Annotated in this window: 9 protein-coding genes, 6 tRNA genes, 2 pseudogenes and 1 riboswitch (1 of these 18 running past the window's edge); of the genes and pseudogenes, 11 read left to right on the plus strand and 6 right to left on the minus strand. The window is 40.9% G+C overall.

Going from position 1 to position 13,097, the window contains the following annotated elements; all coding sequences use genetic code 11:
• The 6 genes from NSQ12_RS04715 to NSQ12_RS04740 form a co-directional block, all read left to right on the plus strand.
• Positions 1-62, plus strand: a tRNA-His gene (locus tag NSQ12_RS04715) (it extends 14 nt beyond the left edge of the window).
• A gap of 9 nt (positions 63-71) precedes the next feature.
• Positions 72-143 (plus strand) — tRNA-Gln (locus NSQ12_RS04720).
• 49 nt (positions 144-192) lie between these two features.
• A tRNA-Gly gene (locus NSQ12_RS04725) sits at positions 193-267 on the plus strand.
• A 5-nt stretch (positions 268-272) separates the two neighbouring features.
• Positions 273-343: transfer RNA gene (locus NSQ12_RS04730), tRNA-Cys, on the plus strand.
• 7 nt (positions 344-350) lie between these two features.
• A tRNA-Leu gene (locus NSQ12_RS04735) sits at positions 351-439 on the plus strand.
• Positions 440-695: 256 nt separating this feature from the next.
• Positions 696-777: transfer RNA gene (locus NSQ12_RS04740), tRNA-Leu, on the plus strand.
• 78 nt (positions 778-855) lie between these two features.
• On the opposite strand, the pseudogene NSQ12_RS04745 reads toward NSQ12_RS04740, so the two are convergent.
• Positions 856-1,188 (minus strand): annotated as a pseudogene (locus NSQ12_RS04745) (sporulation protein); the annotation flags it as partial.
• Between the two features lie 987 nt (positions 1,189-2,175).
• On the opposite strand from NSQ12_RS04745, the gene NSQ12_RS04750 reads away from it, so the two are divergent.
• On the plus strand, positions 2,176-4,023 hold the full coding sequence (locus NSQ12_RS04750; RefSeq protein WP_256683312.1) for an AIPR family protein: 1,848 nt from the start codon (positions 2,176-2,178) through the stop codon (positions 4,021-4,023).
• A 245-nt stretch (positions 4,024-4,268) separates the two neighbouring features.
• Here the strand turns inward: NSQ12_RS04750 and NSQ12_RS04755 are convergent.
• Both NSQ12_RS04755 and spo0M read right to left on the minus strand, forming a co-directional pair.
• Positions 4,269-5,213: pseudogene (locus tag NSQ12_RS04755) on the minus strand (IS3 family transposase); the annotation flags it as partial.
• Between the two features lie 118 nt (positions 5,214-5,331).
• Positions 5,332-6,108, minus strand: a complete 777-nt coding sequence (gene spo0M / locus NSQ12_RS04760) for a sporulation control protein Spo0M (protein ID WP_041851055.1) — start codon at positions 6,106-6,108, stop codon at positions 5,332-5,334.
• A gap of 141 nt (positions 6,109-6,249) precedes the next feature.
• Between spo0M and NSQ12_RS04765 the strand changes: the two genes are divergently transcribed.
• Positions 6,250-6,453, plus strand: a complete 204-nt coding sequence (locus NSQ12_RS04765; RefSeq protein ID WP_003233478.1) for a hypothetical protein — start codon at positions 6,250-6,252, stop codon at positions 6,451-6,453.
• 84 nt (positions 6,454-6,537) lie between these two features.
• Here NSQ12_RS04765 and NSQ12_RS04770 read toward each other — a convergent pair whose 3' ends face one another.
• Positions 6,538-6,810, minus strand: coding sequence for a spore coat protein (locus tag NSQ12_RS04770; protein WP_010886449.1), 273 nt, complete (start codon positions 6,808-6,810; stop codon positions 6,538-6,540).
• 41 nt (positions 6,811-6,851) lie between these two features.
• Here NSQ12_RS04770 and NSQ12_RS04775 point away from each other — a divergent pair, with 41 nt between their 5' ends.
• Together NSQ12_RS04775 and thiC are read left to right on the plus strand one after the other, a co-directional pair.
• Positions 6,852-7,544, plus strand: a complete 693-nt coding sequence (locus tag NSQ12_RS04775; protein ID WP_015715544.1) for a Type 1 glutamine amidotransferase-like domain-containing protein — start codon at positions 6,852-6,854, stop codon at positions 7,542-7,544.
• A 69-nt stretch (positions 7,545-7,613) separates the two neighbouring features.
• Positions 7,614-7,721, plus strand: a riboswitch (TPP riboswitch).
• Positions 7,722-7,853: 132 nt separating this feature from the next.
• Positions 7,854-9,626 (plus strand): phosphomethylpyrimidine synthase ThiC, encoded by a 1,773-nt coding sequence (gene thiC, locus NSQ12_RS04780; protein WP_015715545.1) that lies wholly within the window; start codon positions 7,854-7,856, stop codon positions 9,624-9,626.
• A gap of 37 nt (positions 9,627-9,663) precedes the next feature.
• Here the strand turns inward: thiC and NSQ12_RS04785 are convergent, their stop codons facing one another.
• Positions 9,664-11,019, minus strand: coding sequence for an FAD-binding oxidoreductase (locus tag NSQ12_RS04785; RefSeq protein WP_015715546.1), 1,356 nt, complete (start codon positions 11,017-11,019; stop codon positions 9,664-9,666).
• A gap of 250 nt (positions 11,020-11,269) precedes the next feature.
• Between NSQ12_RS04785 and senS the strand changes: the two genes are divergently transcribed.
• A complete protein-coding gene (gene senS, locus NSQ12_RS04790; protein WP_015715547.1) occupies positions 11,270-11,467 on the plus strand; it encodes a transcriptional regulator SenS in 198 nt (65 codons plus the stop codon).
• Between the two features lie 26 nt (positions 11,468-11,493).
• Here senS and katA read toward each other — a convergent pair whose 3' ends face one another.
• A complete protein-coding gene (gene katA / locus NSQ12_RS04795) occupies positions 11,494-12,945 on the minus strand; it encodes a catalase KatA (RefSeq protein WP_014476225.1) in 1,452 nt (483 codons plus the stop codon).
• Between the last annotated feature and the right edge of the window lie 152 nt (positions 12,946-13,097).

A 13,097-nucleotide genomic window follows, 5' to 3' on the forward strand; every position in this document is an offset into this window, starting at 1 on the left:
GTGGTTAACGCACCAGATTGTGGCTCTGGCACTCGTGGGTTCGATTCCCATCAATCGCCCCATATTATCATTGGGCTATAGCCAAGCGGTAAGGCAACGGACTTTGACTCCGTCATGCGTTGGTTCGAATCCAGCTAGCCCAGTCTCACTTTTTATATCAACTGCATATAATGTATTAAGTCCATTAAAAATGCGGAAGTAGTTCAGTGGTAGAACACCACCTTGCCAAGGTGGGGGTCGCGGGTTCGAATCCCGTCTTCCGCTCCAATTACGGCGGCATAGCCAAGTGGTAAGGCAGAGGTCTGCAAAACCTTTATCCCCGGTTCGAATCCGGGTGTCGCCTTCTTATTGCCGGGGTGGTGGAATTGGCAGACACACAGGACTTAAAATCCTGCGGTAGGTGACTACCGTGCCGGTTCAAGTCCGGCCCTCGGCACCAATTTTACTTACATGGTAAGTTGAATTGGTGTTTGTGTTTTATCATTATAACTAATCTATAAATGATCTACTTATGTAGATCATTTTTTTATTGCTTTGATTTCTCATAACTGGCTAAGTTATGAGAAATCGATGATAGAGATTCTCTTAACACTTTCTATTTTATATTCCCCAAAAAACTTTTTTGAAATACGTTGACACATTATGAGATCCATGATATATTTATATTCGTCGGTTAGATACGACGTAAAAAACTTGCCGGTGTGGCGGAATTGGCAGACGCGCACGACTCAAAATCGTGTTCCTTCTGGAGTGTCGGTTCGACCCCGACCACCGGTATACTGAAGAACCCGTTTCTTATTTAGAAACGGGTTTTTATTTTTATCGAAGAAAAGGAGCCTTAGCTCCTTTTTTTACTTACTCAGCGTATTGGTCTAGGATCTCTTCTAGCACCTCTTCTAGCTCTTCTGTATCTTCAAGCTCTGATTGGCTGAAACGTACGCGTACAAGCTGTTCCCCGTCATTATACATCTCTTCCAGCCACCCTCGGAGTCCTCTTGCTCTGCGGTCGACTTCGAAAATGATTTCCAAACCGTCTTCGTCTAAAAGGAAAATGAGCTCTAATTCATCAAGCATCTGACGATAATATCCGGAAGTCGGAACGAACTCGAATTCTTGAACAAATGGAAGACGGCGCTTGTTCGCAGTCTGCTTTTTAAGACGGAAGCCCAGGTTTTCGATAGCTCCCATAGATTTGAGGAAGACTATGTACTTACTTACATGTTCAAGCGACAAATCCAGAGTTACTACTATGATCTTTTTCAAGTGGATTACACATATTATTCCGTAGCAGAAATAGATGGTTATTATAGATTGGTTAACTACATTCCAATACACAAAGAAGATAAACGCGCACCTGAGAGAACTAATAAAATCTAACATTCTGCTTTTAGCAAGAGTAAATTAACCAACTTATTTGGTAATTCAAATCACAAAAACTCTTAAAGGATAATGGATTTAATTTTTACCATAATAAAGAAAAGGTTCCCAGTAATGAAGTAATGTGGACAACATTCAAGTAATATTCGAAGAAGATTTGTCCTAAGAACTTAAAGAAACAATTTGTTGAGACAACAGCGAGGGCTACGAATCTACGCAAACAAGTCTACTTGTATTTACTTTGCAAACCGTTATATGAATCCAAAAATAAAAGAATGTTAGTGAAAAGTGTTATTCAAAAAAGGTATAAAGGATTGCTATAAACATTGATATCAGGAATTTTGGGATTTTTCCTTATAAGAAAGACTAAAAAAGTATAAATAACTTATGTCCCTATAACACTCTATGTTATTAGAGGGATGTAATTGGTTGGGCGGTAGCCCAAGCATACGAAGCGTAGCTGGTGGGGTATGGTAAGGGGTATGTAGAGGGAGGCAGGGGGGCTAAATAGGGCATTTTGATTAATTCCACATATATACACTAGTTCCAAATATTACAGTAGCGATAATTAGTTAAGCATGGAAGTGAGTGGAAACCGAAGCAGTCTATTAATATGTGAACACTAGAGTAAATGCCATTCAATATGAACCTCTCTCCAATAGGTTTTCTGTAATAGATTAAAAGTATGTTGAGTTTGATAATTGCTACAGGGGGTTAAATTACTTATTTTTAGTATCCTTTTTTAAGAGATTTAGTGTTAAAATTATCCTATGAATTCTTACCTAAGGAGAGATGAGTTTGGGGGCAGCAAAAAAGAACAATTACGACCAAATTTTACAAAATCAAATTGAGGAATCTATAGAAGAGTATCTTAGTGAACGTGGAAGTAATGACTCCGTAAGTATCGGAGACAGTTTTTGTGAGTGGATACTTTATAACATATTTGAGTTAAGAGAAGATGAAGTAGCTGAAGCTAAAGAAATAGGTGGAAAGTTTGATAACGGTTTAGACGCGGTTTTTGAATATAACGGTGAAGTTCACTTACTACAAAGTAAGTATAAGACATCTCACAATATTGACTCCACACAAAGGTTTATAGCTGATTGCCAACGAATATGTATAGAAGAACCAACTACAGAAAGAGATTCTGTAAAAGAAGCATGTAAAAATGTTAGAGAGTCATATCAGAATGATGAAACTATAAATTGTTACTATATTACGAACAATCATATAAGTGATTGGGAAAGAATGCAGATAAAATCCAACTTAAAACATCTTAGTATGGAATTTAAGAATTTGAATTTCTTTTCACATGATTTAGATGATATTCAGGAAAGTATAGAAATAAAAAAAGGAATGTTACCAAAAGACTTTCGTGAAAAAACATTCAGGATGAATATAGAAGAGAATTTCTCTACTTTCGAAACGACTGTAGCAAAAGTAAGAGTTAAAGACTTTTCTCAATTTGTTAACGAAGGTGAAAACCTTCTCTTCCATTCAAATATAAGAAACTATCTAAAGAGTACCAAAATTAACAAAGGTATTAAACATACTATAAGAAATGAACCAGAAAACTTTTGGTATTACAATAATGGGGTTACTGTGGTTTGTGATGAGTACTATGAGACTATGGGGAGTTTAGTAATGAAAGCTCCGCAAATAGTTAATGGGTGTCAAACTGCCAAAACTCTGGGTGATTTCTATAAGCACAAGACTAATAAAGAACTCTCTGCTTTAGAATCCAATGGACACTTACTTGTGAAAGTGATTAAAACTAAACGAAGTGCTGATGAGTCTCAAAAGAAAGAGCTAAGAGACAATATTACAAGGTTCACAAATAGCCAAAATGCTGTTAGAGGGCTGGATTTTTATGCTTTAGACAGATTTCAAAATGGCTTAAAAGATCGAATGAAAAATTTGGGTTATTTTTATGAAATACAGAGAGGGGCATTCATAACTTTAGATCGAAAAGAACAAGAGTCCTATAGAGGTAATGATCGTTATAATTATCTGCTTGGAAGTGTTAATAGAAAGAAAAAATACGTTCTGCCTGCGAAAGAAGTAATTCAATCTTTTACAGCTGCTATAAAACTAATGCCGAATGTAGCTTATGGGCGTGCTAACGAATTGACTCCAGTAGGTAGTAGGTGGAAAGATATAATGAATGAAGAAACTAAAGGTCTACCTTTAGAACATTTTCTCTTTCCTTATTTAATTCTAATGTATGCTAAAGAAGAATTAAAGTATAAGAGTGGATCAAATGACTTTAGAGTTAATTCAGCATTCCTTTTTATAGCAACATATTATTTACTAATTACAGAAATTGTCAATAAACATGCAGATAAGGAATACGATTCTGCCGACAAAATAAATGTTGAAGTTTTTAAAGATATCTTTAATAATCAGAACCTTAATAAGCAACTGTTACTAATTACTAATAGAACGCTTAGGTCATTCTTTAAAGATTTTTCAATTGAAGAAGCAATAGGAGATAACCTAAGAGGTTTCGTACAAAATAAAATGAAAAAAGGAAGCACCTTCTGGATTATCCTTGAAAGAAAAATTGATCATAACCTAGAAGATTTAGAATTTGAGAATATTGAAGTTTATGAAGAGATAAAGGCAATAATTTCGAAACATATCTAACGTTACAACATTGTCCATGGTAACATAACGTACGAAAATATTCTTTATTCATCTCTGCAGATTATAGTATAATTAAATATAAGTCGTGTGAATACAAAATTATTCTAGACTTCAATTATCTGTAGAATTACTTAATATCACTAAAATTAACGGATAATAAAATTAGATACAGAAGGAACTTTTCGACTCAAAATCGTGTTCCCTCTGGAGTGTGTCGGTTCGCCCCCCGACCACTGGTATGTGGTATTATCAGCGGGCGTCCCTTTGCGGGACATGCTCATGGTAATGCCTTTTTTTTAACTGCTTTCTGATACTCGTAAGATGTATACACAGATCCTTGGTCACTATGTAACATGCAGTTCTTGGGCAGTGTTGGCAGCATCAAGTGTATTTAGAACAAAATCTGTGTCCTGTTTATCTCCAATCGTAAAAGCAATTACTTCCCCATTATATAAATTCAATTCTGGAAAGGTACAAGTGTTTCTGTCCATAAGGCAAATACGTGATGTCCGTTACTAGTTTTTCTAGAGGACGATCAGACTGAAAGTTCCGATCCAATATATTATCAATCACGGCATATGGCTGCCCATTCTTCTTACGCTTTTTCACCTTAGCCGGCACTGCCACTGATTTTTCTGCATAATACGTTGAACCGTTTTATAGTTAATACACATTCTCTTTTTTAATATAGCTGTGATTTTTCGATATCCCTATCGAACTGGGGCTTTCGGCATACTGCGCCAATTTGTTTCTCCAGAGGCCGTTTAGGATGTTCTTTCTTGAGATTCTTCTTCCGAATGATAATAAGACGCTCGAGAGATACCTAAATGAATACAGATATCCTGCACGTTCATTGTGCTGTGCAATTCTTCTACAAGTTCGACTGATGTTTGGCTATCAACTTCCTTTCCAATTCGTTGTACTTTTTTACACTTCATTCTGTTGTCTCAGATAATGATTCTCTGTCTGCAGTTTCTCTAATTCGGAAGCATACTCCGGACCTTTTCCGTAAGTGTATTGCTTTCTAACAGGCTGTTCGAATCGATGTGTAACACCAGCCCTATGCCATCTAACCCTTGTCTGAACCTGCGTCTAATTCCTGCATGATCTCTTTCAACGGGCACGCCTGCCAATCTCATTTCTACAGCCTTCTGTTTGACTTCAACTGGATAACTCACTCTTGTCCCCATAGAAAAAACACCTCCAAGTCTAATGTCGAATAACACTCATCCGTATCCAAACTTGAAGGTGTTTTTATTTGTCTCATCTTATGGGGGGCAGTCCCTAGTTGAGGCTCTTTTTTATCACTTACTCAGCGTATTGGTCTAGGATCTCTTCTAGCACCTCTTCTAGCTCTTCTGTATCTTCAAGCTCTGATTGGCTGAAACGTACGCGTACAAGCTGTTCCCCGTCATTATACATCTCTTCCAGCCACCCTCGGAGTCCTCTTGCTCTGCGGTCGACTTCGAAAATGATTTCCAAACCGTCTTCGTCTAAAAGGAAAATGAGCTCTAATTCATCAAGCATCTGACGATAATATCCGGAAGTCGGAACGAATTCGAATTCTTGAACGAACGGAAGACGACGCTGGAAGTAGGGCGCTTGTTCGCAGTCTGCTTCGTTAAGATGGAAGCCCAGGTTTTCGATTGCTTCAAGCACATTTTCAATCCAAGGGTGCGCTTCAACGAAAATGCGGTCATGATCGGATTTATCGATACCGCCTTGAATGTCAAGGTCTGTCACCACGGCAACCTCTACTTTCCCTACAGTGATCGGCGTATCTAGAGGCAGAGTGAATGTGAACGGAAATTGATGCTCTTCACCAGGCTGAATGGTAAATGAACCAGTGACCCGGAAAGAATGAATTGTAGCGTATTTCCGGTGCTCTTCATCGTCTTTTACAATGACATACCGTGTACTAAGCTGTAAATCGATATAACGGATGTCCTGAGCGATTTTTCCGCCTTTGACATGTACCGTTCCCCGTACTTCTTCTCCAGGAAAATATGCGTCTTTCTCTAAAATAGTATCAACTTTTGCTGCTCCAATTCCGGCACTTGCCGCAAGCTTCTTAAAAAGTGACATGTTAGATCTTCCCCTTTTTCTTTTTTCTCAACAGATATACGTAAGAAGGAGGAAAAAAGATTCGTTTGATTCATACTTTTTTCCTATTATTCGTCTCGGCCTAGGGACAGACTAAGAATAATATTGAAAATAAAGGAGTGGATGGAAGTGAATAAAGAAAGTTTGGTTGCAGATGAATTACACAGAATGTTTTTGGCTGGTGAGCTGCAAATCACAGTAGAGGAGGATATAAACAATATTTCCGAAAGGCTGAGAAACGGCGATCTCAGTTTAGACCGATTAAGCGGTGAAGACGTGTTTATAAAAGAAACGGTAAATGAGGCTTTAAGAAGAGTGGAGCAATAAAAAAGAGACGGCATCTCATCTTTGAGATCCCGTCTCTTTTTGTGGTCTTTGCTGTAAGATAAAAGCGAATCGATTTGGAATTGCTCACCCGAGCCACCCCTTTTCTAACAGAAGATCTGACAGTTCATCATGGAGATAAACAGCTGTATCTAATTGATCATGCAATGCTCTTCTGATGTGGGGATTTTCGGTTGCTGTTGTTGCGACAGTGTATTTGTTAATGCTGGTTTTTATTGTTGTTAACAAATCAAGAATATCTTTGGGACAAAGACTTTGTTCAATGGGAAACCACCTCCTTTGTTTTTTTAGCAGCTCCTGATAAGAAAGTATTTGACTTTGTTTCTTGCTTCTATACAAAATGCTATAATAAGCAACAAATTTTGTTGGGGGGTGTGATGATGAAGCAGATTATTGCGATGGGGGGCGGGGGTTTTTCGATGGAGCCGGATAATTTGTCCCTCGATCAATATATCCTCAATCAATCAAAACGAGAGCAGCCTCGTATTTGTTTTTTGCCGACGGCGAGCGGAGATTCCCAAAACTATATTCAGCGGTTTTATCATGCATTTCAAACATTGGATTGCGTGCCGTCTCATTTATCTTTGTTTAAGCCGCCATCATCAGATTTAGCTTCTTTTGTTATGGAAATGGACGTGATTTATGTTGGCGGGGGAAATACGCGGAATTTACTTGTGTTATGGAAAGAGTGGGGGCTGGACCATATTCTCAGGGAAGCATGGAAGAACGGTGTGGTTGTAGCTGGAATAAGTGCCGGTGCGATCTGCTGGTTTGAAGAAGGGGTGACAGATTCAGCCGGACCGCTGACAAGTTTGAAAAGTTTAGGTTTTTTGCAAGGGAGCTTTTGTCCCCATTATGACGGGGAAAAGGATCGGAGACCGGCATACCACCAGCTGATATCTAACAAGTTCTTATGCAGTGGCTATGCAGCGGATGATGGGGCTGCTCTCCATTTCATAAATGATCAGCTGTTTCAGACTGTGAGTTCAAGGTCGGGTGCAAAGGCATATCGGGTGATGATGGCTGAACATGAAATAGCTGAAATCCCGTTGCCGGTCAAATATTTAGGGTGAAATTGGCTGAATATTATCTATATTCCTCTTTTTTTCAGATTGATTTTATGATAAGATGAGTGCGAAATCAATAGTTACTGGGGGTGCCCGCTTTCGGGCTGAGAGAGAAGGCAAGCTTCTTAACCCTTTGGACCTGATCTGGTTCGTACCAGCGTGGGGAAGTAGAGGAATTGTTTTTGTTATTGTCTTGCTGGGCAATAATATGTTTCTTTCTGACTGTAACCGGGTTCATTTATATGAATCCGGTTTTTTGTGCTGGTTATGGGCTTGATTTTGTCCTTTCAAACGTAGAAAGGGGAAGGAAAAGTAATGCAAAACAATTCAGTGCAGCAAGCCAACATTTCCATTATGTCAAGTTTTTCAGGCAGCAAGAAGGTATACGTGGAGGGTTCTTCTTCGGACATCCAAGTGCCGATGAGGGAGATTGCATTGAGTCCGACGACGGGATCGTTCGGCGAAGAGGAAAACGCGCCTGTGCGTGTCTATGATACAAGCGGACCGTATACGGACCCTGAAGTAACCATTAATATTCAAGAAGGATTAAAGCCGCTCCGCCAAAAATGGATCACAGAGCGCGGTGACGTGGAAGAGTATGAAGGTCGGGCTATAAAACCAGAAGATAACGGTTATAAAAAAGCAAAACCAAACGTAAGCTATCCAGGATTAAAGCGGAAACCGCTGAGGGCGAAGGCAGGTCAAAATGTCACACAAATGCACTATGCAAAAAAGGGGATCATTACACCCGAGATGGAATTTATCGCCATTCGTGAGCATGTGTCTCCTGAATTCGTCAGAGACGAGGTAGCCAGCGGCCGGGCGATTATTCCTTCAAACATTAATCACCCTGAAAGTGAGCCAATGATTATCGGCCGGAATTTTCATGTGAAGATTAATGCAAATATCGGGAATTCAGCGGTTACGTCATCCATTGAAGAAGAAGTGGAAAAAATGACGTGGGCCATCCGCTGGGGAGCGGATACGATGATGGATCTCTCTACCGGAAAAGATATTCATACGACGCGTGAATGGATTATCCGCAATTGCCCCGTGCCTGTGGGAACTGTTCCGATTTATCAGGCGCTTGAAAAAGTAAACGGCGTAGCTGAGGATTTAACGTGGGAGATTTATCGTGATACGCTAATCGAGCAGGCAGAGCAGGGAGTGGATTATTTTACGATTCACGCGGGTGTTTTGCTTAGGTATGTACCGCTGACTGCCAAACGGACAACTGGTATCGTGTCACGCGGGGGAGCGATTATGGCGCAGTGGTGTCTGGCTCATCATCAAGAAAGCTTTTTATACACACATTTTGAAGAAATATGTGAGATTATGAAAATGTATGATATTGCTTTCTCTCTTGGGGATGGTTTGCGTCCCGGATCAATTGCTGATGCCAATGACGAAGCGCAGTTTGCTGAATTAGAGACGCTTGGAGAGCTGACGCAAATTGCCTGGAAGCATGATGTTCAGGTGATGATTGAGGGTCCTGGCCATGTTCCGATGCATAAAATCAAAGAGAATGTCGATAAACAAATGGACATTTGTAAAGAAGCGCCTTTTTACACATTGGGGCCGTTGACAACGGATATTGCTCCGGGATATGACCATATTACTTCAGCGATCGGAGCGGCGATGATCGGTTGGTACGGGACAGCAATGCTTTGTTATGTAACGCCGAAGGAGCATTTGGGGCTGCCAAATCGTGATGATGTTCGTGAAGGAGTCATTACATATAAGATCGCTGCGCACGCTGCGGATCTTGCAAAAGGGCATCCCGGAGCACAAACCCGGGATGATGCGTTATCGAAAGCCCGTTTTGAATTCCGCTGGCGGGATCAGTTTAATTTATCTCTTGATCCGGAGAGAGCCCTTGAATACCATGATGAAACTCTGCCTGCTGAAGGAGCAAAAACCGCTCACTTTTGTTCCATGTGCGGTCCGAAATTTTGCAGCATGAGAATTTCACAGGATATTCGGGATTATGCGAAGAAAAACGATCTCAGTGAAGCAGAAGCCATAAATAAAGGATTAAAAGAAAAAGCAAAAGAGTTTGTCGATACGGGAAGCAATTTATATCAATAAAAAAGATGAAGATGGAGAATGCTCCATCTTCATTTTTTTAGAAAAACAGAGAGCGTCGAAGCGGAGGAATACTCTGTTCAAAGCGGAAAACATTTTCGGGATCATATTTCGTTTTGACACGGCGGAGTCGTTCAACGTTTTCGCCGTAATATGTTCTTGGCCAGTTTCTGATTTCGATATCTGGCCAATTTACGTAGTCTCCCATCGTTTCTCTCGAAAGGGACGTTCTCAGCCCCTCAATCCAGCGGACATTTTGTCTTTTTTCTTCAGGAGATGTCCAGTTTGTTAAGTATTCCTGGGCGATGATTGCATCACGATAATAAAATGCCGTTTGGTCGGGAGCGATCCGTCCGGCTGCCCCGCCGAGTGCTTGCTGCCAGACACTGGCGTTTTGATTCGGAGCGTGCTCTAAAAAGTGTTTTATTGTTGAAATCGCACGTTCTGATAATGGCTTTTCAATGAAAGAGCCGGAGCGTTTCATTTTTTGAGGCTGATTGCCTCCCGGGCTGTTAAAAAAGGTTACCGCTTCGATGAACGGCATTGTTTTTACCATTCCGCTTGTTGGGCTTCCTGCTTTCAATAAAGGCTTTAACAGTTTTTTTAACTCTGTTTTTGGCCCGACAAATTGGCCGAGGGCTTCTATGCGGTTTACTTCTTTAGGCCAAAACTCTATTGATGATGTAAGCCGGTCATCTGTATACGGGGCCCAGTGCTGCCACGTGTTAAATACTTCCTCAAAATCATCCCATCCCCATGTTATAGAAAAAATCGACACTTGAGAGATGGGCACTGCTTTAAATGTCATGGAGGTGACTATGCCGAAATTGCCTCCTCCGCCTCCCTGAGACGCCCAAAATAAGTCTGGATGATTTGAACAGCTGACTGTAATCAGATCAGCGCCCTCTTTTTCGTCTGCTACGATCATCTCAAGCTGCACGAGGCTGTCGCAAGTAAGGCCGGCAGCCCTTGTTAAAAGTCCAATTCCCCCTCCGAGAGTTAAACCTGTGAGCCCTACATTAGCAATGGTGCCTGCGGGAAGCGTCAGGCCGTATTGCCAGAGTGTCCGATAGACTTCTCCCAATTCAGCCCCCGCTTCAATATAGGCCAGCTTTTTATCCTGATTCACAGTTATTTTTTTCATCTCGCTTAAATCAATAACAAGACCGTTATTTAAAAGGGAAAAGTTCTCATAGCTGTGTCTGCCGCCTCTAATACGGAAAGGCACACGGTTTTCACGCGCCCATTTCAGCGCATTGAGTGCATCCTGTTTGTTTTGGCAAAACACAATGATGTCAGGATACCTTTCTAAGCTTAGGTTAATATTGGTTCTTGCTTCGTTATAGTCCGGATCATCCCGTGTCACGATACGTCCGGTCAATTTTGTCTTTTCCACACTCCCACATCTCTTTCTCTCGTATTCTAGTTTCTCTAGCTTATGCGTCAAGGGAAAAGAGTGTATAAGGAAAAAGCGGGGATGCAATCTGATACAGTGTCAACTCCCTTAAAAAATAGTTGACAGGTCGGTATTGTATGAATTAACATGGTCAGTACAAATTTTTCAAATTTATCGCGCTGATCGGAACACCGAAGGCTCTTATCGTTTAGATAAGGGCCTTTTTTGTATGAAAAAGGAGGGATTATTGATGGGAGTCAAAAAAGAAAAGGGGAGAAAACGATTCAGGAAGCGAAAAACCTACGGGAATCAGATTTTGCCGCTTGAGCTGCTGATTGAAAAAAACAAACGAGAGATTATAAACAACGCGGAGCTCATGGAAGAAATTTATATGAAGATTGATGAGAAGCATACGCAATGTGTAACTAAATATAAAAAAACCCGCTGACTACAGCGGGTTTTTGCATTTCTACATTAAGCATCTTTTTTAATCGGCAATCCAAGGCCCTCTGCCACGCGTTTTCCGTATTCAGGATCCGCTTTGTAGAAGTGCTCGATTTGGCGCAGCTTGATTTCTTCTTTTTCTACCGGCTTCATAGCATTAACGATATTTTCAACAAGGCGGGTACGTTCATCTTCACTCATTAAACGATACAGATCACCGGCTTGAGTGTAGTGATCGTTGTGATCGTAGCTTACGCTGTCAGCGATGCCTTGTACCGGATATGCTGCTTGCTTATCCTCAGGTGACTCTTTTGGACCGCCGAAGCTGTTAGGCTCGTAATACACAGATCCGCCGCCGTTATCATCAAAGCGCATTTGTCCATCACGCTGATAATTGTTTACTTTGTTGCGTGCGCGGTTGATTGGCAGCGCTTGATGGTTTGCACCGACACGGTAGCGGTGTGCATCATGATAAGCAAACAGTCGGCCTTGAAGCATTTTATCCGGTGAAACATCAATACCAGGCACGAGTGTTCCAGGTGAAAATGTCGCTTGTTCTACCTCTGCAAAGTAGTTTTCCGGATTTCTGTCTAGAACCATGCGTCCGACCTCGATTAACGGGTAGTCTTTTTGAGACCAAACTTTTGTGACATCAAACGGATCGAAACGGTACGTGTTTGCATCTTCTAAAGGCATGATTTGCACATATAGTTTCCATGCAGGATAATCACCGTTTTCGATTGCATTGAAAAGGTCTTCAGTATGGTAATCAGGGTTTTCACCGGCAATTTTTGCTGCCGTATTGACATCAAGGTTTTTCACGCCTTGTTCCGTTTTAAAATGATATTTAATCCATACGCCTTCGCCTTCGGCATTTGTCCATTTGAATGTATGGCTTCCGAAGCCGTGCATGTGGCGAAGTGTTGCAGGAATTCCGCGGTCAGACATCAGGATTGTCACTTGGTGAAGTGACTCTGGTGAAAGTGACCAGAAATCCCATACAGCCGTAGGGTTTTTCAGGTGTGTTTTTGGATCTCTTTTTTGTGTATGGATGAAATCAGGGAACTTAATCGCATCGCGGATAAAGAATACAGGCGTATTGTTGCCGACGATGTCGTAGTTTCCTTCTTCAGTATAAAATTTAACAGCAAATCCGCGCGGGTCGCGAACTGTGTCAGCAGAGCCAAGTTCACCGGCAACTGTTGAGAAACGGATGAACAACGGTGTGCGTTTGCCGACTTCAGAAAGGAAAGCGGCTTTCGTGTATTTTGTTACGTCGTTTGTCACTTCAAAATATCCGTGTGCGCCTGCTCCTTTGGCGTGAACAACACGTTCAGGAACACGTTCTCGGTTGAAATGGGCCAATTTTTCGAGTAAATGTACATCTTGAATTAAAGTTGGTCCGCGAGAACCGGCAGTCATTGAGTTTTGATTATCTCCAACCGGAGCGCCCCAGCTAGTTGTCAGTTTATTTGAACTCATGTTATCACCTCTTGGAATTTATAAGAACATAATATCATCTCTAAGTAAAAAGTCAATATTATTTTATAATTATTATAAAATAGTTATCTCTATTAATCGATATCTAGTATCGAAAGTGTTGAAAAACCTTGTTGTAACAGATTTTTATGACA

The organism is Bacillus sp. PS95 (genome assembly GCF_037963565.1).
Taxonomy (GTDB): Bacteria; Bacillota; Bacilli; order Bacillales; family Bacillaceae; genus Bacillus; species Bacillus subtilis.

Excerpts from the sequence above, each read along its gene's own strand:
- katA (WP_014476225.1), bottom strand. The coding sequence starts at position 12,945 with ATGAGTTCAAATAAACTGACAACTAGCTGGGGCGCTCCGGTTGGAGAT.
- NSQ12_RS04765 (WP_003233478.1), top strand. The coding sequence starts at position 6,250 with ATGGAAGTGAATAAAGAAAGTTTGGTTGCAGATGAATTACACAGAATG.
- spo0M (WP_041851055.1), bottom strand. The coding sequence starts at position 6,108 with ATGTCACTTTTTAAGAAGCTTGCGGCAAGTGCCGGAATTGGAGCAGCA.
- NSQ12_RS04775 (WP_015715544.1), top strand. The coding sequence starts at position 6,852 with ATGAAGCAGATTATTGCGATGGGGGGCGGGGGTTTTTCGATGGAGCCG.
- senS (WP_015715547.1), top strand. The coding sequence starts at position 11,270 with ATGGGAGTCAAAAAAGAAAAGGGGAGAAAACGATTCAGGAAGCGAAAA.
- thiC (WP_015715545.1), top strand. The coding sequence starts at position 7,854 with ATGCAAAACAATTCAGTGCAGCAAGCCAACATTTCCATTATGTCAAGT.